Below are 21,639 nucleotides of genomic sequence, written 5' to 3'. Positions count from 1 at the left end.
CTCAAGGGAGGGACGATGTACGAGAACATGAAGGGCAAGAGCCCCGCGGCATCCATGGCGCTGACCTCGAGCGCGAAGTCGAAGTTCGACGAGTTCCTGCGCCGTCAGCTGGGGGTGTCCGACGCGCGTGACCCCAAGGCGGTAGTGTACGCGCTGCGCAAGCTCTACCCGACCACGGCCGCGCGCCTGGACGATGAGAGCAGCGGCCAGCCCATCCGCGTCCAGGCCACGCCCGAACCGGCCATGGCCCTGATGACCGGCACGCTGGACTCGCCGGGCCAGCGGCGGTTCCGCCAGGAGCGCAAGGCGCTGGCGGACGACCTGGACATCGCGGTGAACCTGGCCTCCAACCGCGACTTCAAGGAGCCGGTGTGCGGCTGGCGCGACTCCATCCTCGCGGAGGTGGACGAGGGCGAAGCCGCGGCGAACCTGGCGGTAGACCCCGTGTCGCGCGACCGGGCCTTCTATTCCGTGCGCAAGCTGGGGGACTGCGCGCGCGTGGCGCGGCTGGTGGGAATGATCAACCCCGGGGTAAGCCAGGAGTTCGGCCGGCTCGCGGCGTCCATCGACGGCAACGCCACGCTGCTGCGCATCCTCGCCGGAGAGGCCCTCTTCCGCGCGGGCTTCGACAAGGGCGGCACGGTGTTCCAGGTCGCGCTCCAGGACCTGCGCCAGCGGCGCGAAGCGCTCATCAACTCCCTGGAGCAGCTGACCGCCACGACCCTCCAGGAGGGCTACGACGACTGGGGTGACGGCCAGGCGTCCTACGGCAAGCTGCTGGAGCAGCTCCGCGCGCGGGGGCAATCCGACCTGCGCGCCATCGTCCGGCCGGACGCCATGTCGCGGCTGCTGGACGTGCTCCTGAACAACGCGCCCCGGCAGTCGGATGACCTGCGCGGCATCGCGTCCGCGGTGCCCGTGGAGCTCATCCAGCTGCGGCGCCTGCGGGACGTGGCCGGCACGCTGCTGGACACCTCCGACACCCGCTTCTCCAACTCCGGCGCGCGGGGCGTCGCGTTGAACGCGAAGGTCCAGGGAGCCTCCGCGCCCCTGGCCGCCTTCACCGAAGCGCTCACGCTCTTCATCGACGCGTTCGACCGGCCCAACGCCGGCGCGCGGCTGCTCAACCTGGTGCTCCCCACCCCGCTGACCTTCCGGGACCTGACGGGCAAGGAGCAGGAGCTCAACGACAAGTTCCGCGAGCGCAATGACGTCCAGGAGGCCATCGAGGACCTCTTGATGGACCCGTCCACGTCGGTGGAGTTCTGGAAGGAGCTGGCCCGGCTGGACCGCAAGCTCTACCACATCGACCGGATCATCGACCTGTTCCTGCTGGACTACGACGAAGCCGTCGTGCCGGGCGGCAACCGCGTGGACTTCCACTCGGAGATGCTGGAGCAACTGGATGAGAACGTGGACGTCTTCAACGTGAACCCCGCGTTCCTCCGCGAGCAGTGCGGCCTGGAGGAGGACTCGCTGGAGCTGGCGAAGACCCTGACCCAGGAGGCGCCGGGCCAGGCGGAGGAGATTGAAGACGACCGCAACCACAAGTACGGCTTCCCGCAGGGCGCGCACTGCAACACCGGCGAGCCGTTCACGGTGCCGCCGCCGATGCGCGTCTCGCTGGACCGCATCGAGAAGGACCTGGAGCCGCGCATCATCAACCCGGAGGCCACGGAGTACCCACGGGAAGCCAGGCCCGTGGAGCCCCCGGAAGCGTCGCCCTCCGCGGCGCCAGGCACCGGGGCCAGCCTGGACGACGTGGCCTCGCGCATCGAGCAGAGCCGGGCGCGCATCATGACGGACGTGAAGCAGCAGTTGGACGACCAGGCGCAGGAGCTGGGCCGGCAGCTGAAGCAGGCGTTCTCCGAGCAGCTCAAGGCCGTGGAGCACATCATCGCCGGCAAGGAGCGCCGCGGCGCGGATGGCCCGCCCACGCCGGTCAACGGGTACTCCAAGGCGGGAGGCCACACGCGCCGCCACGTCCGCCATCCGCGCAAGCCGTGAGCACCCACGCGAAGGCCTGAAACCCTTTCCCTCAACGTCATTGACCCAGGTGGCATGCCATGAGCATCGGTACGGCAGAAGCCCTTCAGCGTCTCTTCTCGCAGTGGAAGCGGGAAGTCCTCGCCAACGTCACGTCGGATGAGCAGCGCACGGAGCTGCAGAAGCAGCTCGCGCTGCGCGAGGAGGAGCTGCTCGCCAGCGCCTCCAACGGGGCTACGGCGTCGCTCTTCTCGGACCTGATGGGGTTGGGCAAGGACGGAGCGCCCTCCTTCGACTCCATCAGCCGGCCGCTGCTCGTCCAGGACTTCGACGAGTCCGTCATCGAGACGCAGCTCCACGCGACCGCGGAGCTCTATTACATCTACCAGCACGAACGGATGAAGGTGTTCCAGGTGGCGGGCGCGCTCCTGCGCCTCTTCCACGACGGGCGCATGCGCATCCAACGGGGCCCCGGCGCGCGCGCGCTGTACCTCATGGAGAAGCACCAGCCGCTGCGCTACAAGCCGCGCGACCGGCAGCTCGCGTACCGGCGCGCGTTCAACTACGGGAGCCTGGCGGCGCCGGCGGGCGCGGTGATGTTCAACAACTTCCACCGCGAGTTCGTCGCCTTCGTGTCCGCCATCGCGCAGTACTTCCGCGACCTGCTGATTGGCGAGGTCATCCGCGGCTCGCAGCACCTGAACGAGCGGCCCTTCGCGAGCCAGGCCACCATCCAGCGCCTGGGCACGGACATCCGCTGGCAGATCGACCGCGCCACCTACGGCAACATCCTGGCGCTCACGGTGGAGGTGGGCGAGTACCTCAAGACCATCCTCGACGCGCTGGAGACGCCGGACATCAAGAAGGCCTTCGACGCGAACACCAAGTGGGACGTGATTGAAGTGGTGTCGCAGCGCTACCTGGGCGGCACGGGGGAGATCTCCCAGCGCTCGAAGATGGCGGACGCGGGGCGTCTGTTGCTCAACTTCATCGCGGACAACCCGTTCAAGACGCGCGACTTCAAGGACTTCCAGACGGAGGTGATGCCGCTGGGCCCGGTGGCCGAAGAGTGGATCGCCGCGTACCGGATGACGCCGGACGGCCGCTCGTTCCGGGGCGTGTCCCCCACCCTGCGCACGACGCTGGGCATCACCAGCCCCGCGCCGGCGTTTCGCTGAAGGGAGGCACGGCATATGGACCTCCCACTGCGTCCCTTGATGGAGGCGGGCATGGGGGCCGCCTCGGCGCCGCGCACCAACGAGTCGCGGATGGTCGCCTCGGCGGTGGCGGGCCAGGTGTCCCATCCCCTCGCGCGCGTGTCGCCCTACCGCATTGGCCGGGACGGGGTGCTGCGGCTGTTGCCGGGGACCGGCGGCATCGTGCTCAACCGGCGCGTGGGGGACCGCGCGGTGGGGCTGGCGGCGGACCACATGGAGGCAGGGGTGTCGCTGAACAACCCCGGACGCGACCACGCGGGCCCGCGCGGCGGCTCCAACCGGGCGCTGATGTTCTACGCGTGCGTGGGCAACCGGGCGCGCGTGACGAGCGGTCCTGTCACGGGCGCGGTGGGGACGGTGGTGGGCAAGCACGGCGGCATCAACCACGTCATCGTGGACTTCCCGCCCGCCGTGAAGCGCCGGCTGTGCATCGGGGACAAGGTGCAGCTGGATGCGTATGGCCAGGGGCTGGAGCTGCCGGACTTCCCCCAGGTGCGAGCGCTGAACCTGTCGCCCCGGCTGCTGCGGCGCTGGGGCGTGCGGACGGAGGCGGGGCGGCTGCTCATCCCCGTGACGCACACGGTGCCGGCGGAGCTGATGGGGTCGGGGTTCGGGCGTTCGGAGGGCGTGCTGGGGGACCTGGACATCCAGCTGTCGGATGCGCGGCTGGTGCGCAAGCACCGGCTGCACGCGCTCCGGCTGGGGGACCTGGTGGCGGTGTGTCCGCTGGACTACCGCTTCGGGCCCTCGCGGAAAGCGGGGGTCGTCACCGTGGGGGTGGTGGTGCACGCGGACAGCAAGGTGGCGGGGCATGGGCCTGGGGTGACGCCGCTGCTCATCGCTCCGCGGGAGTGCGTGCGGCTGGTGCGCCGCCCCCAGGCGAACGTGGCGCTCGTCCTGGGGCTGCGCCAGAGCGTGGCGCCGCCGGCGGGTGACCCATCATGGGGTGGGGGGTAGGGACACGGTGCCCAGGCAGCGCGACACCATGGCCGCGCGGGTGTCCACGCCCAGCTTGACGAAGATGCGTCGCAGGTGGGCCGCCACTGTCCACGTGCTGATGTGGAGCTTCGTGGCGATCTGCTTGTTGCCCCAGCCCGCGCAGACGCAGGAGACGACCTGCAGCTCGCGCGACGTGAGCAGCCTCGCGTCGGACGTGGGCTCCGCGGTGGGGCCCACGGAGGGGTCCGCGGGCACGAGGTGGTAGCGCTGCCCGTTGATGATGAGCTCCCCGGCGAGGACCTGGTTCTGCTCGCGGGCAGGAGCCGTGGCGCCGGGGCCGGGGACCACGAGCAGGACATGGCTTCCGGGCGGAAGGGGCGTCCGCATGGCGTGCGTCAGGCGGGGCCCGCGAGTTCGGGAGAGGTGAGGATGCGCCAGACCTCGGAGGCCTCGCGCGAGCGACCGGTGGTGCGCAGGTCCTCCGCGAGGCGCTCACCCGCGTGCTCACCCGCGAAGGGGGGTTCCGGCCGTTCGCGCACGAATGCCACGAGCCGCGCGACGCCGCGGCGGCCGAGGCGCAGCTCGGCGTGGAAGAGCAGCGCCAGCGCGCGGGCCGAGGCGAAGGCGCTGTCAGCGGCCGCGTCCTCCGTGTAGGAGGCCAGGAGCGGGCGGAGCACGTGGGTGACGAGGGCCTCCAGCTGCGCCAACTGGGCGCCACGCTCCCGCCCGGCCTGGGCGAGCGCCGCGAGCAACCTCGGGTCTTCCGCGAACAGGGCCAGGGCGTCCCGCCCTTCGCTGGGGGCCGCGTTCCTGGAGCCCAGGAAGCGCAGCGACGCGGGCTCCGGTGGTTGCGCCGGGGTGACCTCGAGGCCCAGCCGCCCCAGCCGCGCGTCGAACGCTTCGGGCTCACGCTGCTTCCAGTGCGCGAGCGCGGTGATGAGCGTGGGCCCCGACAGGGGCCAGGCGCCCCAGCGGGGTTCGCCGCTGGACTGGGACTCCGAGGTGACGGAGTCGAACGGGCTGCCGAACCAGGTGAGGACGAACTCCAAAGCACGGGCCTGGGCCTCCGTCAGCCCGAGCTTCATGAAGTCCTCACGCGAAGGCGAGCACGGGCCGCGCACCGCGACGGTGCCGCGATGGACGGGTCTGCCGCCCTCGTTGCCCAGGACGACCCTCGCGCCATCCGGAAAGGTGACCACGGGCCCCTGGAATCGGATCTCCTCCCGGGCCGCGCGGAAGGGCGAGCCCTGGGCCTCCATGTCGCGAGGCAGTGGTCCGGTGAAGGGATCCACTCCGGAGCGGAGGTGGAGGTTCTCCTCACGGGGCGGGTGAGAGGATGGAGGCCCAGGCTCGCGGAACGGATCCGCGCCGGAGCGTGAATGGTTCGGCGCACGGGCCGCAGGAGCGGCCTCAGCCTCAAGTGCCCGGAATGGGTCCGCATCGGCGCGAGAGGCGCGGCCTTCGCTGCGGGACGTGCGAACAGAAGCTGCCTCGGGCTCCCGGAACGGATCCGCTCCAGGGCGAGAGGGGCGGCCTTCGTCGCGGGACGTGCGAACAGAAGCCGCTTCGGGCTCCCGGAACGAAGCCGCTTCGGAGCGAGAGGCGCGGCCTTCGCTGCGGGACGCGCGACCGGAAGCCACTTCGGGCTCCCGAAACGGATCCGCGCCAGGGCGCGAGGGGCGGCCTTCGTTGCGGGACGTGCGAACGGAAGCCACTTCGGGCTCCCCGAACGGAGCCGCTTCGGAGCGAGAGGCGCGGCCGTCGTCGTGGGACGTGCGAACAGAAGCCGCTTCGGGCTCCCGGAACGAAGCCGCTTCGGAGCGAGAGGCGCGGCCTTCGCTGCGGGACGCGCGACCGGAAGCCACTTCGGGCTCCCGGAACGGATCCGCGCCGGTGCGCGAGTGGCGGTTCGCCTCACGGGGTGCGCGTTCCGAGGCGCCGGAGGTGCGGCGCGCTTGTTCACCAAAAAGATCTGCCTCGATGTCGCGTTCTTCGCGGGCCGGGCGAGGCAGCGGCTCGGCGGCGGGCCTGGCTCCGGGACGCGGAGGCCGTCCCTCCTCCCTGACCGCACGCGAGGGGATGGCGCGTTCGTGCCGCGGCGTCCGTTCACGGGAGCCCGGTCTGGCGAAAGGGTCGGCGCCCGGGCGACGAGGACGCAGCTGCTCCCGAGCCGGACGAGCGTCAGGCCCGGGCTCCGTGAGCGGCGCCTCTCCGTCGCGCGGAGAGGCTCCAGGCTTGCGCGGACGTGGCTCCGGCGCATCCTCCCTGGAGAAGGGCGCATCCCGTTCGAGGTCGGAAACCCAGCGGTCCAGGAGCGACATCACGCCCCGGGAGGGAATGGGCGCACGGTTCCGCTTCCGCCCCGAATCATCGTCAGCCACGACAACCTCCCCCTGCGAGCCAGCCTGCCCAGGCACAGTAGGAATCGCCCTTGCATCGGGAAGTTCGACCCGGGGCCGGGCTTCACGGTTGAGTTCAGGATGGAGGGGCCACGGCGGACAGCCAGGGCGACAGTGCGGTCGTCCCGGAAGGCTGGCTCCACGCTGGCTTGCTTGCCCTCGGCGTGTGGTCAGAACAGGCGCGAGTACGTGGCCGGCGCCCCCGGACGCGGCGTCCAGCGCTTCGCGTCGCGAGGCAACCACAGCAACTGGAAGGACTCCGCGCGCCCTTCGTAGCGGACGCGGTGCTCGCCCCGGGACAGGGTGAACCCGGGCGTGGTGATGCGCTCGCCATCGATAAACAGCGCGCCGGTATCGAGCGTGCTCGCGGGCTGGACGAAGTACCGGTCGGCGCGCACCGCGAGGAAGTGATCCTCCAGGGCGCCAGAGTCCGTGGGCACGCGGTAGCGCTGGCCCCACAGGTACAGGTCGCCGTCGTAGGGCTGGTAGTGCGCGTCGAGGAAGCGGCGCAGTGCGAGCGGAAGACCGGAGGTACGCAGGTCATCCACCCGCAGCACACAGCCCTGCTCCACGAGCGCCCGAGGCATCTCCGTGGACAGCAGGCCCGCGAGCGAGCCGCGCAGATACGCGTCCGTATAGAAGTAGAAGTGGGCATGCGGCCGGCTCACGTAGCCCCCGGAGTTGTCGTAGACGACATCCTCCGGTCCCGTGAGTTCCGCGATGCGAGCAAGCACCTCGAGCTGCCGCGCATTGCCGCCACCGTCCAGCAAGGACTCCACCCGCGCGGCCTGGACGGCGAACAGGCCTGCAAGCCCGGCGAGCCCCACGGTGCGCCAGACCGGAGTCCGCAGTACGGAGAGCAGCACGAGGACGCCGCGCGCGGCGAAGGGCGAGAGCACACCCAGGAAGGGCAGCAGGCTGTACGGGAACGGGGCGCGCTGGAGCGCGAAGGCGCCGAACGTCGCGGGCACGGCCACGACCAGGAGCAGGTCGGGGGTCCGCGGGTGCTTCAGCAGGCGCGTGAACGTGGCGCCGAACCCGGCGGAGGCGAGGACGAAGAACGCGGGTTGGTCGCCCAGGGCCGGCATCAGGTACTCGCGCCACGAGAAGCCCGGGTAGTGGCGCTGATGTTCGGAGGCCCAGACGAAGCACCACTGCCACCATGCGTCCCAGGAGCCCGTCACCGTGAGATACACGGCCACCGCTCCCGTCGCGGTGGCGATGCCCACGAAGAAGGCGCGAGGCGCGGCGATGAGCGTGGGAGGAGTGGCCCTGCGCACCAGGAGGTCCGCCAGGAGCACCGCGATCACGAGCCCGCCGAAGAAGAGCGCTTTCTGGGAGCCCCATGCGGAGGCAACGAGCAGCGCGCCCGCAAGGAACGACGAACGGACGGAGCCGGGTTGCACGGCCAGCGCCGCGAGAGCGCCCAGGAAGAGCGCGGCGGTGAGGGCATCCGGGCGCACCTCGGTGGCGAAGTGCAGGAAGCCGGGCGTGCAGAGCAGCAGCACCGGAGCCAGGAGCGCGGCGATGCATCCTTCCCGCCGGTTGAGGAGGAACACGGAGACACCCGCCCCCGCGAGCGGCACGAGCATCGCCGCGCGAAGGGCGAGCACATTGCGCGGATCATCCCCGAGCACTCGGAACAGCGGCGCCAGCACCTGGTACACGAGGGGGAAGTGCACCTCGAAGAAGTCGCGGTACGGCACCTGCCCGTGGGCCATGAGCCACGCGGCGTGGGCGTACTGGAACTCGTCGATGCTGAATGCCTTGTGCAGTGCGAGGCGCGAGGCCTGGAGCGCGAGCACGCCCAGGACGACACCCAGCCCCCACCGCAAGGCCCGGGGCTCCGTCATCGGCGCCGTCATACCGCGAAAGCCCACCCGGCTTCAGGGGGCACGGGAACAAGGACCGGACGGCATACGCAAGGCCCATGCCTCCGTTCGAGCAACCCCGCCTCTCCAGGTCAGCGACCCACCGCGCCCCGGCCACAACCCTCGAGAGGACCTGCATCAACCGTTCACCACCCCTTCGGACATGAAGTCCGTCCCCGTGGAGGAGCCCAGGCCGTCCGGGGCGCAACTCAAAAACCTGTCCGACTGTCGGACAGATTTGGAAAGCCGCAGCGAGGGGGCGTCCGTTCCAGCCTCGTCACGGGAACCTGTCCGACTGTCCGACAGGTTTGAGGAGCCGCAGCGAGGGGGCCGTCCGTTTCACCCTCGTCGCGGGAACCTGTCCGACAGTCGGACAGGTTTGGAGAACCCGGCTTGGGGGCGTCCGCTTCAGCCGAGCCGCGGGAACCTGTCCGACTGTCGGACAGGTTTGGAGAACCCGGCTTGGGGGCGTTCGCTTCAGCCGAGCCGCGGGAACCTGTCCGACAGTCGGACAGGTTTGGACGACAGTGGGCGGGAGGTGCCCCACAGGGTGTCCGGGCTGTTGCGATGCGGCATCACTTTGAGCTCAGCGCTTCAACGTCCGGTGCGACGCCGAGCACGGGCGCGCGCGGCCTCCAGCGCGGAGTCCACTCCGGCGGGCGGTTTCGGCGGTTCGGGCTTCGACTCCGAGGGCTCCTCCGGGGCGGGGCTGGACGGCGCCGTGGAACGCTTCGCGTCCGTGACGGGTGCGACCGTGGGACCTCGCGCCATGGCCTTCTTCGCGGGCCGCTCCCGGGCAACCTTCACGCGGGGCGCGGAGAGGAACCGGCGCACGGCCACCTCCGCCAGCAGCGCAGCCAGCGCGAACGCGACCAGCCACGGGGCCAGCGCCACTCGGCCGTCTGACTCCGGCGCCTCCGCGAACAGGCCCGTCATCGACAGCCTCTCCTGGCCTCCTCCCACCGCCGCCAGCGCTCGCAGGAGCTTGAGCCCTTCCTTCGCGCTGCCCGGTTCGAACTCCGGCGCGTAGGGCAGCACCACCGGTGGCGCCCTCAACACCCGCCCGCCCCACTTCACCACCGGGTGCCAGGTGCCGCTGCCGGTCAGCGGATACTCGACCACCAGCCGGTCCTCGTCTTCCCAGTGCAGTGGCTTCTCCGCGCCAGGACGGCCGTCGTCCGACAACAGCACCGCCGTGGGCAGCGCACCCGGCATCGGCTCACCCGGCGGCAGGTCCAACGTCACGCGCAGCAGGTTGCCCTGACGCTCCGAGCGCACCACCGCCTCCTCCTTCGGCGTGGCCCGCCCCATCGACCAGCGCACCACCGCCTCCAGCGTCGCCCGCAGCGCGCTCCATTCGCGCAGCTCACCCGTGTACTTGCCGTCCACCTCCGCCGTGAGCGCCACCGTGCGGCCAGCGCCGTGCGGCCACAGCGCCAGCACCGGCGCGCCGTTGGTGTCCAGCGTGCGCAGCGCCACGTTCGCCCGGGGCTTCAGGTAGGTGAGGTTGTAGCCGCCCACCTGCGGCAGCCCCGTCGTCGGCAGCGGCCCCAGCAGCGGCAGGTCCGGCGCGGCCTCCATCGACGCGGGCTCGTCCACGAACGTGGCCCTCGCTACTGCCAGCGTCTCCTGGCTGAAGATGCGCGGCAGGCTCATGGCGTCCTCCGCGAAGTAGATGCGCCCTTCGCCGCGCCGGGCCACCTCGCGCAGCAGGTCCGCGTCCGGATCCGTGGGCTTGCCCAGGCCGATGACGGACACCGTCACGTTGGCCTCTCGCAGCGCGGCCAGCGTCGACTGGTAGTCGCCCGGCTCCTCGGAGTCCGCCGCGTCGGAGAAGAGCACCACGTGCCGCGTGGGCTTGTCGCTGCGGAGGATCTCCTTGCGGCCCGCGCTCAGGGCCACGCCCACGTAGATGCCGCCACCTCCGCTGAAGCCTCGCGCCACCTGGCCCAGCGGCAGGCCGTCGCTCACCGGGCTCAGCGGGAAGATTTCGTGCGGCTCCGTGTCCACCATGTGCACGGAGGCTTCGTCGTTCGCGTTGAGCAGCGTGAGCGCAGCCGTCACGCCCTCCGCCGCCAGCTCCATCTTCGTGCGGCCGTCCGGCACCTGCACGCCCATGGAGCAGCTGGAGTCCATGAGCACGCTCATCGCCACCGACGCGCGCCGCTGCTCCTCGCGCATCTCCAGCGACACGGGCAGCAGCGGCTCCACGGGCGAGCGCCGGTAGCCGCCTTCGCCGAAGCTCGAACGCCCTCCTGTCATCACCAGCCCGCCGCCTGCCTGGTCCACGTAGTCCGCCAGCGCGTTCAACCCCGTCTCGCCCAGCGCGTTGGCGTCCACGTTCTCCAGCACCACCACGCCCACCCCATCGAGCGCCTCCAGCGACAGGTGGAACGGCGCCTTCACGTCCAGCTCCATGCCCGTCGCCGACAGCGCCTTCGCCAGCGTGCCCGAGGGCTGCGCGGTGAGCAGCAACACCCGCGGCGGGCCCTCCACGCGCAGCACGCCCACGCCCACGTCGTTCTCCGGGACGCCGTCGCCGGGCACCTCCACCGTGAGCCGGTAGTGCACGAGCCCCGGCTCCTCCAGGAGGTCGCGCAGGGGCAACAGGTTGGGGCCGGGCTTGAAGTCGAACGGCCCCTTCACCAGCACCTTTCCGTCGCGCTCCAGGCGCACGGTGCCGGTGACGGCGGAGGTGGCCTGCACCACGGCGGAGAACTGGAAGGGCTCGCGCACGGAGACGGTGGCGGGCACGTCCAACGACACGACGGCCACGTCCAGCGCTGGCTCCGGACGCGACACCTGCCGGTAGTCCACCGCGATGCCCCTCGCCGCCAGCCGCCGCGTCGCGCCCCGAGCATCCGCGCCCGTGGCCCGGCCGTCGGAGACGACCAGCACCCGGCCCGTGCGCTCGGGGGGAATGAGCGCGCTCGCCGCATCCAGCGCGGCCGACAGGTCCGACGCCTCCGAGTCCACCGGCCGCGTGAAGCCACCGAACCGGCCCACCTCCGACAGCGGAGACTCCACGCGGGCCTCGCGGCCGAAGGTGATGACGCCCACGCGGTCGCCCGGCCGGCGCTGGGACTCCACCAGCGCAATCAGCTCCTGCGCCACGCGGTCCACGTCCAGCGGCATCGAGCGCGAGCGGTCCACCACCACGGCCACGTCGCTGCCCGCGTTGGCCAGCCGCAGCTCCGGTCCGGACAGCGCGCCCACGCCGAGCACCAGCAGCGCCCACCGCAGCACCATGGGCGGGCCGGGCCTCCGGCCATAGCGCCACAGGAAGAGGCCCAGCGGCAACAGCAGCAGCCACGCCTGGGGAAGGGTGAAGGTCATGCCTTCCTCGTGACGTAGAAGTCCGCCAGCAGCGCGGCCAGCAGCACCACAAGCGGCCAGCGGGCGCGCTCATGGCCGCCGTTTCCTTCCGAGTCCTCGCCCGCCTCTTTCGCGGCCACGTCGGTGCTGCCCCGGCCGCGCAGGTCCGACTCCCGCGCGTCCAGCGCCAGCACCTCCAGCGAGTCCACTTCACGGCCGTCGCGCTCCAGCACGTAGCGGCCGGGGCTCGTGGGCGCGGGCAGGCTCAGCGCGCCCGCGCCGAACACGGGCTTGTGGCCCGAGGGCCCCTTCAGCGCGTAGCGAGCCCCCGCCTCCGTCACCACGGAGAGCGCTTCGCCCAGGTTGAGCTGCTTCCGGGGGAAGCCTTCCCGCAGCCGCCGCGCTTCGCGCACCACGTTGCCCAGAAGAACGGGCCAGGCGGTGGTCCGCTGGAGGTTGGAGCGCGCCAGGTCCACGTTGAGGTGCAGCCGCCCGCCCTCCTCTTCCGACACGAGCACGGCCTCGCCCGCGGTCATCAGCGGGCGGCCCGGTGGGTTCGCGCCCGCCGTCCACCGCACGCCCGCGAGCTGTACGTCGTCCATCAGCGTGCTGCCCTTCTCCGTGAAGAACGGCCCCACGAAGGTTCGCAGCGGCCCTTCCGCGCCCAGCGTCACACGGGCCTCCGCGCGCGCGGGGCCCACGGACAGCACCGGTGCACCGGGGACGGGGGTGCCATGCGCCACGTCGGGCGACACCGCCAGGAAGCGCTCCAGCGCCTGCTTCGACGCGGGCGACAGGCCCTCCGTCAGGCCCACCGCCACAGGCATCACGGGGGACGGGGGCAGGCGCACGTGTCCGTCCTCGGGGAGCGCGTCGTCCGGCAGGGACACCTCCACGTCGCCGGCCTCGCGGAACGTGAGGCGCACCGTCGCGGCGCCATCCTCCGGTAGCGCGATGCGCTCCGTGCGTTCAGTGCCCTCCCGAGCGCCCGGTCCAGGTGCCGCGCGCACGCGTGCTTCGACTTCCGCTGGGCCCGCGCCGAAGCGCGCGACCCGCAGCGTCACCGTGGCCCGGCCCCCTTCGTCGCGCCGCTGCGCGGAGACCAGCGCCACGTTGCCCTGGGAGCGGCCCAGCGCCGTCCAGCGCACGGAGGGAGGCACGGCCACATCCGTGGAGGGCGGCGCGTCGGTGAAGAAGTGTACGCGCTTGCCCGGTCCGGCCAGTTCCTGCGCCCACAGGAGCGAAGCCGTGACGTCATGGTCCGGCCCACGCGCTTCAAAGGACTCCAGTGCGCCCAGGGCGCGCGAGGCCTCCGCTTCCGGCCCAGCGATGACCTGGGGCGACACACCGCTCGCGAGCACCGTGACGTGCGTGGCGCGCTCAGTCTCCACGCGCTTCGCGGCTTCGGTGCGCACGTGCTCCAGCACCGTCCTGCCATCCGGAGTCCGAGCCGACATGGACAGACTGCCGTCCACGACGAGCACGAGGTGACGGCGGCGAGCAGCCTCGCCCAGTCGCACGTCCGCCAGGTACAGCGCGGCGGCGAGCACGGCGAGCGCCTCCAGCAGCAGCGACGCCTCGCGAGTGAAGCGCTCCCACCGGGGTCCACCCTCCGCGCGAGGACGCGGCGTGCGCCACAGGAACAGCGCGCTCACCACGACCGGCTTCTGCCGGCGGCGCAGGAAGTACGCCGCGACCAACGGCACCAGCGCGCCCAGCGCCACCAAGCCCCAGGGAAGCCCGAAGCTCACGTCCCGCCTCCCACGACGCACCGCACGCGAATGCGCCCGCCACCAAGCCTCCGCGCCTCGCGCTCCACGCTGCTCGCACTGACGCTCACGTCCCGCCTCCCACGACGCACCGCACGCGAATGCGCCCGCCATCAAGCCTCCGCGCCTCACGCTCCACGCGGCTTGCACCGGCGCTCACGCCCCGCCTCCCACGACGCACCGCACGCGAATGCGCCCGCCATCAAGCCTCCGCGCCTCACGCTCCACGCGGCTTCCACCGGCGCTCACGCCCCGCCTCCCGCGATGAACAACGCGCGCAGCGGTCCCGCCACCTGCGCTCGCAGCCCTTCCGCCGCGTTCACGGTGAGCAGCGTTCCCCGCGCTCGCACCGCCGCGCTCCGCAGCGCGCGCTGGTGCTCCGCGAAGCGGCGGGCGTAAGCAGCCAGCACCCCGTCCGTCAGCAACTCCTCCAGCGCCACGCCGCTCTCCGCGTCCACCAACCGCGCACCCTCGCCGCCCGTGGGCTCCAGGTCCTCCGCGTCCAGCACCTGCACCAGGAACAGCGCCGACGCTCCTCGCGACAGCCGGGCGCACATCGCCTCCAGGTCCGTCTCGAAGAGGAAGTCGCTCACCACCACCCGCAGGCCACACGGCCTCAATGGCGGCAGCCGCCCCAGCGCCGACGCCAGGTCATCCCGCGCCTCGAACTCCGTGCCCCGCAGCGCCGCGCGGCACGCCGGCCCCTGCACCCGCTCCGACCGCGCCCCGCCCCACAGCAGCGTCGGCGTCAGCCCCTGCCGCCCGCCCACCTCCACCGTCAACAGCGCCACCTCGCGCGCCCCCGCCGCCTTGCGTGGCGACAGCCCCATGCTGCGCGAACCGTCCAGCAGCACCTCCACGCGCGGCGACACCTCGTCCTGGCGCACGCGCAACACCAGCTCCCCCGTGCGCGCCACCGCGTTCCAGTCCAGCTGCCGCAGGTCATCCCCCGGCTGGTACGCGCGGAAGTCGTGCAGCTCCATCGCGCTGCCCGCGGACGTGGCGCGCACCTCGCCCACCCGCCCCCGCTGCGGCAGGCGCGGCAAGGCCAGGGTCAACCCCGGCGACAGCCGCGCCACCTCCGCCTCATCCAGCCTCGCGCTCACTGCTGATGGGCCCGCCGCTCGCGCTCCGCGAGCACCCGGTCCGCCGCGAACGCCGCCAGGAGCGCCGCCAGCGCCACGCACAACAGCAGCTCCGGCGGCATCTTGAGGCCGCTCGGGTCGCTGTAGTCGTACCTGCCGAAGTTCAGCGTCCCCAGCACCGGGTTGAGCAGGTTGAGCAACTCATCGCGCCCCTCCAGGTCCAGGAACACCGCCAGCAGCGGCGGCGCCCCGGCTCCAATCGTCCCCGCCAGGATGAAGAGCAACCGCACGGACACCGGTGACGCGAACCGCCCCGAGCGCGGCATCCGCCCCAGCAGCAACGCCACCGACAGGTACAGCACCCCGTAGAGCGCCAGCGACACCATCGACATCGCCATCCGCAGGCCACCCGTCGAGTCGTCCGACAGCCGCAGCAGCACCGCGCACCCGGCCGCCCAGCCCAGCAGCAGCAGCACCGACAGGCGGAAGCCGCGCAGCGCCCCGGGCTTGAACAGCGACCAGACCCGCGTGCCCGCGCGCAGGGGCCGCGACTGCCCGTCCACGTCCGTCGCCATGAAGAGGCTGGCGAAGATGAGGTGCAGTCCGCCGAGGATGCCCATCACGCCGGGGATGTCGTCGTCCTTGTCCAGGAACCACCACACCGCCGTCATCCCCACGAACGTCAGGAGCACCTGCACCACCAGCGCCCGCCGGGGATGGCGCGTGTAGTCCTCCGTCACGAGCGACAGCCGCGACACCGCCGTCTCGAACGCCAACCATCCGTCCGACACGAGCAGCCAGAACGCCGCGCCCAGCCCCAGGAAGAAGTCCCGGTCGAACGAGAACCCGCTGCCGCGCTCCTGCGTCACCACGAAGGTGAACGTCAGCGTCTGGAAGAACGTCACCACCAGCACGCCCACCAGCCCCAGCCGCACCGCGGCCCGCCCCATCCGGCTGTCCGCCAGCGTCGCCGCGCACACCGACACGAGCGTGAGGAACACCAGCCACGCTCCGCCCATCAGCAGCACCATCAGGATGGTGGGCAGGTCGATGCCGTTGAGGAAGTAGCTGAACAGCAGGAACGGCCCCACCGCCGACGCGTACAGCGCCGCCTGCACCAGGAACGACGCCACCTTCCCGCCCAGGATGCGCCGGGGCCCCAGCCCCGTGAGCAAGAGCAGCGACCACGTCTCGTCCTCGCGCTCGCGCGCCAGGGAGCGGTACGCGTTGAAGGGGATGACGCCGAAGTGCACCAGCGCCAGGCACACGAAGAAGGAGTAGAAATACGTGCGCCCCTCGCGCGTGTACGTGCTGGCGTGCGTGTTGCCGAACGCGATGAGCGACAGCACCAGGCACGCCGCGAGCAACAGCCCGAAGCACACCCAGAACACGCGCGTGCGCAGCCCCTGCCGCACCTCCTTCACCACCAGCGGGTTGAGCCGGTCGCCCCACTTCTCCCAGCGGTCGGACGTCATGGCGGGGACACCGGGCGAGGGGGCGGACTCGGCCGCGCCCGACGCGGGACTCGCTTGCGTGCTCACGCCACCCTCCCCTTCGTCACCGTCATGAACGCGTCCTCCAGGTTGCGCTCGCGCGGGCTGAACGCGCACACCGGCAGCCCCTGCGCCACCAGCGCCGCGAGCAGCACCGCCGCGGCGGCTTCCGCCTGCGCCGGCCCCGCGTCCGCCTCCAGCTCCAGCCGCACGCGCAGCGCGCCGCCCTCGCGCGTCACGTCCTTCACGCGCGGCTGCTCCAGCAGCGTGCGCTCCGTGCGCGCCCACAGCGCCTCGCCCTCGTCGCCCGCCGCCGCCAGCCGCACCGTCAGCTCCGTCACGCGGGACGGGCCCGCGCTCTGGCGCAGCAGGTCCTCCACCTTGCCCTGGGCCAGGAGGCGCCCCTGCTCGATGATGACGCAGCTGTCGCAGATCTCCGCCAGCTCCGTGAGGATGTGGCTGGAGATGATGACCGCCTTGCCCTGATCCGCCAGCGCTCGCAGCAGCTCCCGCAGCTCGATGCGCGCTCGCGGATCCAACCCGTCCGCCGGTTCGTCCAAGAGCAGCAGCCGCGGGTCGTGCAGGAGCGTGCGCCCCAGGGCCACGCGCTGGCGCATGCCCTTGGACAGCTCCGTGGTGAGCTTCTCCGCCAGAGGCCCCAGCCCCGTGAACTCCATCACCGAGTCCACCCGCTGCTTTCGCTGCGCGCCCTTCAGCCCGTACGCGCGCGCGAAGAAGTCCAGGAACTCCCTCACGGTGACGTCGTCGTAGGTGCCGTAGCGGTCCGGCATGTAGCCCAGCAGCGGCCGGGCCCGGTCCGGCGCGTCCACCAGCGACGTGCCGTCCAGCAGCACCGTGCCCGCGGTGGGCACGTCCAGCGTGGCCAGGATGCGCAGCGTGGTGCTCTTGCCCGCGCCGTTGGGCCCGATGAACCCCAGGATGCCGCCGGCCTCCAGCGAGAACGACACGTCGTCCACCGCGCGCAGCGCCCCGTAGTCGCGACGCAGCCCCTTCACCTCCAGCAGGCTCATCGTCGTGCCTCCTCGACCTGACCGCGCACCAGGTGCTGCGCGGCCTCCAGCTCCACGTCCATCACCGCCGTGGGCGTGAAGCCCCTGCCGCCCAGCCGCGCCACGAACGTCCCCTCGGCCAGCGCATCTCCCAGGGCGGTCACCGCGCCCGGGAAGCGCCTGCGCGCCTCGTCATGGAAGACCGCCAGCGAATCGTCCTCGCCGTCCCGTGGCGTGGCCAGCCCCTCCGCGCCGTCCGCCAGCTCCGGCAGGGTCCAGAGCTGGCCGTCCAGCTTCAACGTGCCGCCCTGGAGCGGAGCGCCCAGCGCGTTCTGCACCTGCACGCCGCCGTCCGCCTTGCGCGCCGTCAGCCGGGCGCGCGAGGGAATCACGGCGACCTCGCCCCACTCGCGGTAGCTGCGCGAGGGCAGGAAGCTGTTCTTCACGGCCAGCCCGTTCGTCCAGTCCAGCAAGCGCGGCGGATCCTCGGGAGCCGTCGAGGCCAGCAGCACGCTGGAGGCGGGCATGCGCACGCCGTCCTCCGCGAGGTTGGCGTACCAGGCGTTGAGCCCCACCGTCACCGCGCGCGACCGCTCGCGGTCCAGCAGCGTGAGGCTGTAGCGCGCGGCGTGCACGCTGAAGCCGTCCACCAGCACCGACCACGCCACCAATCCCAGACACGTGAGGGCCGCCAGCGTGGGCACGGCGATGAGCACCGCGAGCGGCCCCTTGCGCCGGGCGAGCATCCACCCGCCAGGCCCCACCGCGAGCGAGAAGAGGAAGATGAGCAGCAGGAAACGGCCCACGGGCGCGCGGGCGCTTCCGAGCAGCGGCAGCCGCCCGTCGCTCAGCAGGTCGTTGCGCTCCCACCGGGGTGGCGGGCCCGCGGGCACCACGACGGCGGACGCGCGCTCCGTGTCCTCCCAGAGGTGGATGCCGCAACCCGGGGTCTGCGTCCGGCATTCGCGGAACTGGCGCACGAAGCCGAAGCCATAGGGCGACAGCTCCGCCCGCGGGTCCTGGAGCAGCGGGAAGCGCAGGCGCGGATTCGCGGGGGGCTGGTCGAGCACGAGGCGGCCGCCGCTCACGGCGAAGGTCTCCAGCACCGCCCAGACATCGTCGGGCACCTGGTCCGGCGGCACCGCCACCAGCACCGCGTCGTAGCCCGCGTAGGCGGCCAGCTCCCGGGGCGCGATGCGCGGCTCCACGAAGCGGGTGGCGACGAGCGGCTCCGTGTTCTCCGCGGTGCGGCTCAAGCCGGTCGCCTTCTCGAAGGCCTTCACGTCGCCCAGCACCATCACGCGCGCGCCCCGGTAGCCGTCCAGGTAGAAGCCATGGGCCGCGGTGTCCATGCCGGGTGAATCCATCTGGAGCGTCCCGGACTGCAGGTCCGCGGGCAGCAGCAGCCAGGTGACGGTGCGTTCCCGAGGCGCCAGTTGCAGCGAGCGCTCCACGACGCGCCCCTGCGAGTGGATGGACAGGCGCACCGGACGCGGCTGGCCGCCGGTGTTGTGCACCGTGACCTGGAGGGGCGTGTAGCCCCGGTTCGGCACGAGCGTGACGGCGCGCAGCGTGGCCTTGAGGTCGCCGTGGTCGGGGAAGGTCTCCGCCGATTCCGTCACCTCGCGGTAGCCGCTGCCTTCGGTCGCCTTCTCCCGCGCCTCCTCCACCGCCACCGCCGCCGTCGCCGCCGGCGCTGGCGCCGCCACCTCGACCGCCTCCATCGCCGGGCTGGTGGCGAACGCCACCGTCCCGCCGGGCACACCGGGCAGGCCCGTCCAGAGCAGGGTCCCCAGGAGCACGGCGCCGGCCAGGGCCGCGCGGCTAGCCACGGGGCACCTCGGGAGTGGCCTTGAGCAGCTCGCGCACCACGTCCGGCGCGGACACCTTCTCCAGCGACGCCTCGTAGGCCAGCACCAGCCGGTGGTTGAGGGCGGCGGGCGCGGCGGCCACCACGTCGTCGAAGCCCACGTTGGGCCGGCCCTCCAGCAGCGCGCGCGCACGGCCCGCGGCGGCCAGGGCGAGCGCCGCGCGAGGGCTCGCGCCGAAGCGCACGAAGCGGCGCACGGGTTCGGGAGCGGAGGCCTGGCGCGGGTCGGACGCTTCCACCAGCCGGCCGATGAAGTCCGCCACCGGGCCGGGCAGGTGCACGCGGTCCACGGCGGCGAACAGGCGCGACAGCCCTTGCGCGTCCAGCACCGGCTCCAGCGCGGGAGGAGCGCCGCGCACGCGCGTGGTCAGCAGGGTGCGCAGCGTCTTCGCCCCCACGGGCGGCACGAGGATGCGGAAGAGGAAGCGGTCCAGCTGCGCCTCGGGCAGCGGGTACGTGCCTTCCAGTTCGATGGGGTTCTGCGTGGCGAGCACGAAGAAGGGGTCGGGCAAGGGCCGCGTCTGGCCCAGCACCGTCACCGAGCGCTCCTGCATCGCCTCCAGCAGCGCGGACTGCGTCTTCGGGCTGGAGCGGTTGATCTCATCCGCGAGGACGAGGCTCGCGAAGAGGGGCCCCTCGCGGAAGACGAAGTCGCGGCGGGCCTCGCCCTCCAGGACGTAGGTGCCGGTGATGTCGCCGGGCAGCAGGTCGGGGGTGAACTGGATGCGACGGAAGGGCAGCGCCAGCAGCCGCGCCAGGGCCTTGCACAGCTCCGTCTTGCCCAGGCCGGGCAGGCCCTCCAGGAGCACGTGGCCCCGGGCGAGCACCGCCGTCACGACCTGCTCGACGACCGACTCCTGGTCGAGCATCACCTGGTTGAGCCCGGCCTTGAGCCGGGAGGCCACGTCCGCCGCGCCCTGTGCTTCGGCGGGACTCAAAAGCTCCGCTGCCACGTCGTTCCCCCTTCTGGACTACGGACCACCGAAGTACCGCTTCACCAGGTCGCGGTTGCGAGGCAGCAGCGGACCGGAGGTCGGTCCCGCCGTCGCATCGCCCTTCGCGCCCGTGCCCTTCGCGCCCGTGCCCTTCGCGCCCACCGGCCCCGCCTGCCCCGTACGGGCCCGCGGATCCGCGGCGCGAAGGCCCCAAAGTTCCTCCGCCTCGCCGCCATGGCCCTCCGGCAGCGGCTGGAAGGCGAGCCGCTCCGGATCCATCTCCGCCTCGCCGCCGAAGACGAGCGGCTGACTGTCCCCGCCCCGGCCCACACCCGCGCCGTCGCCCTGCCGCGTGCCCCGGCTCGCGTGCTGGCCGCCCTGCTGGCCCTCGCCGTCGCCCGCCTCGCCCTCGCCCTCGCCCTCGCCCTGTCCGCCCTGGCCTTGTCCCCGCTGGCCCTTCTGTCCCTGCCCCTGCCCGGACGACTGCTGACGCCGGGTGGGACGCCGGGCCTGGGCACCGCGGTTCCCTCGCGAGGCGTTTTCCTCTCCGAAGCGCTGCGCCAGGGACTGCTGCCGCCGCTCCAGCGTGCGGCGCAGGTCGGCGATCTGATCAGGAGAACCGGAGGCCTGGGCGCGAGCGGAAGCACGGGCCTGGGCCTCGCGGGACTGAGCGCCGGAGCCCTGCTTGTCGCCACCGTTCTGTCCGTCCGCGCCTTGCCCCTGCGAGCCCTGTTTGTCGCCGCCCTGCTGTTCACCGTCCTGTTCACCTGCGCCCTGGCCCTGAGAGTTCCGCTCGGACGCGGGACCTTCCTGCTCCCCGTCGGCGGAGTCCTCTTCGCTCCCGCCGGCGCGAGCATCGAGCGCCATCAAGGCCTGCTCCAGCGACTCGCGCTCACGAGTGGCAGCTTCCGCACCGCCAGCGGCGGCAAGTGCATCCTCCAATTCAGCAGCGGCCTCGGAAGCGCGGTTGAGCTCGGCGGCGGCGTCGGAGGCGCGCTCGGCGAGCCGCTGCTCCAGGGCATCGGCGGCCTCCCAGTCCGCGGAGTCGAAGCGTCCCTGGGCGACTTCCTCGGACAGCCGTCGCAGCTCCTCATCGACATCGGGACCCAGGGGCTCCTCGCGGGCCAGTGCCTCGGCTTGCGCCTGCACGGCGGCGACCTGGGTCGCGGCGGCGGCGTTGATGTTCGACGCGCGCAGCGCCGGAAGCGGAACGAGGAACCCCACGGCGAGGAACACCAGCGCGCCCAGGAACGCGCCCACAGGCCGGCGCCAGGGGACCTCCGGGGGCTTCACCTGCCGGGCGAACTGGTTGAGGCTCAGCTCCCACTCGCCGACGGGGCGCTCCAGGCGCGTGAGCAGCAGGCCGCCAGCGTTGGCGGAGCGGTCCGCGAGCACCGCCGCGTACTCCAGCGACACGCCGCGCGAGCGGGCGCGAACGAACCACCACGCAACGCCCGCGACAACAAGCGGAGGCACGGCCCAGACGGCCAGGTCGCGCAGCAGCAGCCGGCACAGCACGCAAGCGGTGGCGATGGCCCAGACAGGAGCGATGCCCGCCCCGGTCCAGGCGACCGCGTTGAGCCGCCGCTGCACGCGCCGGATGGGCGCGAGCACGAGGGACTGGAAGCGGCGTTCGTCACTGGCGGCCATGCGTGGAAGCCAGTGTCGGACACCCGGCCCACCGTTCACAAGCGACGCCCGGGAACGGTCGAATCCCACCGTGGACGGTCGTCCGTCCGACGCCAGCCGT

General features: G+C 72.3%; 14 protein-coding genes. 3 read left to right on the top strand and 11 right to left on the bottom strand.

The genetic code is table 11. The features are described from left to right. Positions 1-15 precede the first annotated feature (15 nt). From AABA78_RS12050 to AABA78_RS12040, 3 genes are read left to right on the top strand one after another with little or no spacing between them, the layout of a single operon-like run. A complete protein-coding gene (locus AABA78_RS12050) occupies positions 16-2,007 on the top strand; it encodes a hypothetical protein (protein ID WP_338263113.1) in 1,992 nt (663 codons plus the stop codon). Positions 2,008-2,066: 59 nt separating this feature from the next. Further along, positions 2,067-3,164, top strand: coding sequence for a hypothetical protein (locus AABA78_RS12045; protein WP_338263112.1), 1,098 nt, complete (start codon positions 2,067-2,069; stop codon positions 3,162-3,164). 15 nt (positions 3,165-3,179) lie between these two features. Continuing rightward, on the top strand, positions 3,180-4,160 hold the full coding sequence (locus tag AABA78_RS12040) for a DUF4438 domain-containing protein (protein ID WP_338263111.1): 981 nt from the start codon (positions 3,180-3,182) through the stop codon (positions 4,158-4,160). On the opposite strand, the gene AABA78_RS12035 is transcribed toward AABA78_RS12040, so the two are convergent. The 11 genes from AABA78_RS12035 to AABA78_RS11985 form a co-directional block, all read right to left on the bottom strand. Further along, a complete protein-coding gene (locus tag AABA78_RS12035) occupies positions 4,143-4,529 on the bottom strand; it encodes a response regulator transcription factor (RefSeq protein ID WP_338263110.1) in 387 nt (128 codons plus the stop codon). The two genes, AABA78_RS12040 and AABA78_RS12035, sit on opposite strands and share 18 nt — an antisense overlap. Before the next feature lie 8 nt (positions 4,530-4,537). Continuing rightward, positions 4,538-5,227, bottom strand: a complete 690-nt coding sequence (locus AABA78_RS12030; RefSeq protein WP_338263109.1) for a hypothetical protein — start codon at positions 5,225-5,227, stop codon at positions 4,538-4,540. A gap of 1,484 nt (positions 5,228-6,711) precedes the next feature. After that, on the bottom strand, positions 6,712-8,394 hold the full coding sequence (locus tag AABA78_RS12025; RefSeq protein ID WP_338263108.1) for a glycosyltransferase family protein: 1,683 nt from the start codon (positions 8,392-8,394) through the stop codon (positions 6,712-6,714). Positions 8,395-9,006: 612 nt separating this feature from the next. Next, the gene (locus tag AABA78_RS12020) at positions 9,007-11,748 is read right to left on the bottom strand and encodes a VWA domain-containing protein (RefSeq protein ID WP_338263107.1); all 2,742 of its coding nucleotides are present in this window, start codon (positions 11,746-11,748) and stop codon (positions 9,007-9,009) included. After that, complete coding sequence (locus tag AABA78_RS12015; RefSeq protein ID WP_338263106.1) at positions 11,745-13,478, bottom strand: vWA domain-containing protein; 1,734 nt, start codon at positions 13,476-13,478, stop codon at positions 11,745-11,747. The genes AABA78_RS12020 and AABA78_RS12015 overlap by 4 nt, the downstream gene beginning before the upstream one ends. A 263-nt stretch (positions 13,479-13,741) precedes the next feature. Beyond that, the gene (locus AABA78_RS12010) at positions 13,742-14,602 is read right to left on the bottom strand and encodes a DUF58 domain-containing protein (RefSeq protein WP_338263104.1); all 861 of its coding nucleotides are present in this window, start codon (positions 14,600-14,602) and stop codon (positions 13,742-13,744) included. Beyond that, complete coding sequence (locus AABA78_RS12005) at positions 14,599-16,122, bottom strand: ABC transporter permease (protein WP_338263103.1); 1,524 nt, start codon at positions 16,120-16,122, stop codon at positions 14,599-14,601. Before AABA78_RS12005 ends, AABA78_RS12010 begins: the two co-directional genes overlap by 4 nt. Then, positions 16,119-17,105 carry an ABC transporter ATP-binding protein gene (locus AABA78_RS12000; RefSeq protein WP_338263101.1) on the bottom strand — a complete coding sequence of 329 codons (987 nt, stop codon included), beginning with the start codon at positions 17,103-17,105 and terminating at the stop codon, positions 16,119-16,121. The genes AABA78_RS12005 and AABA78_RS12000 overlap by 4 nt, the downstream gene beginning before the upstream one ends. Further along, positions 17,102-18,916: a hypothetical protein gene (locus tag AABA78_RS11995; protein WP_338263100.1), complete on the bottom strand. Its 1,815-nt coding sequence runs from the start codon at positions 18,914-18,916 to the stop codon at positions 17,102-17,104. The genes AABA78_RS12000 and AABA78_RS11995 overlap by 4 nt, the downstream gene beginning before the upstream one ends. After that, positions 18,909-19,907 carry an AAA family ATPase gene (locus AABA78_RS11990; protein ID WP_171418358.1) on the bottom strand — a complete coding sequence of 333 codons (999 nt, stop codon included), beginning with the start codon at positions 19,905-19,907 and terminating at the stop codon, positions 18,909-18,911. The genes AABA78_RS11995 and AABA78_RS11990 overlap by 8 nt, the downstream gene beginning before the upstream one ends. Positions 19,908-19,925: 18 nt before the next feature. Then, complete coding sequence (locus AABA78_RS11985) at positions 19,926-21,539, bottom strand: hypothetical protein (protein WP_338263098.1); 1,614 nt, start codon at positions 21,537-21,539, stop codon at positions 19,926-19,928. Between the last annotated feature and the right edge of the window lie 100 nt (positions 21,540-21,639).

It is taken from the genome of Corallococcus caeni (assembly GCF_036245865.1).
Taxonomy (GTDB): Bacteria; Myxococcota; Myxococcia; order Myxococcales; family Myxococcaceae; genus Corallococcus; species Corallococcus caeni.
The sequence above is the reverse complement of the archived record's forward strand: the minus strand, read 5'-3'. Positions and strand labels throughout refer to the sequence as shown.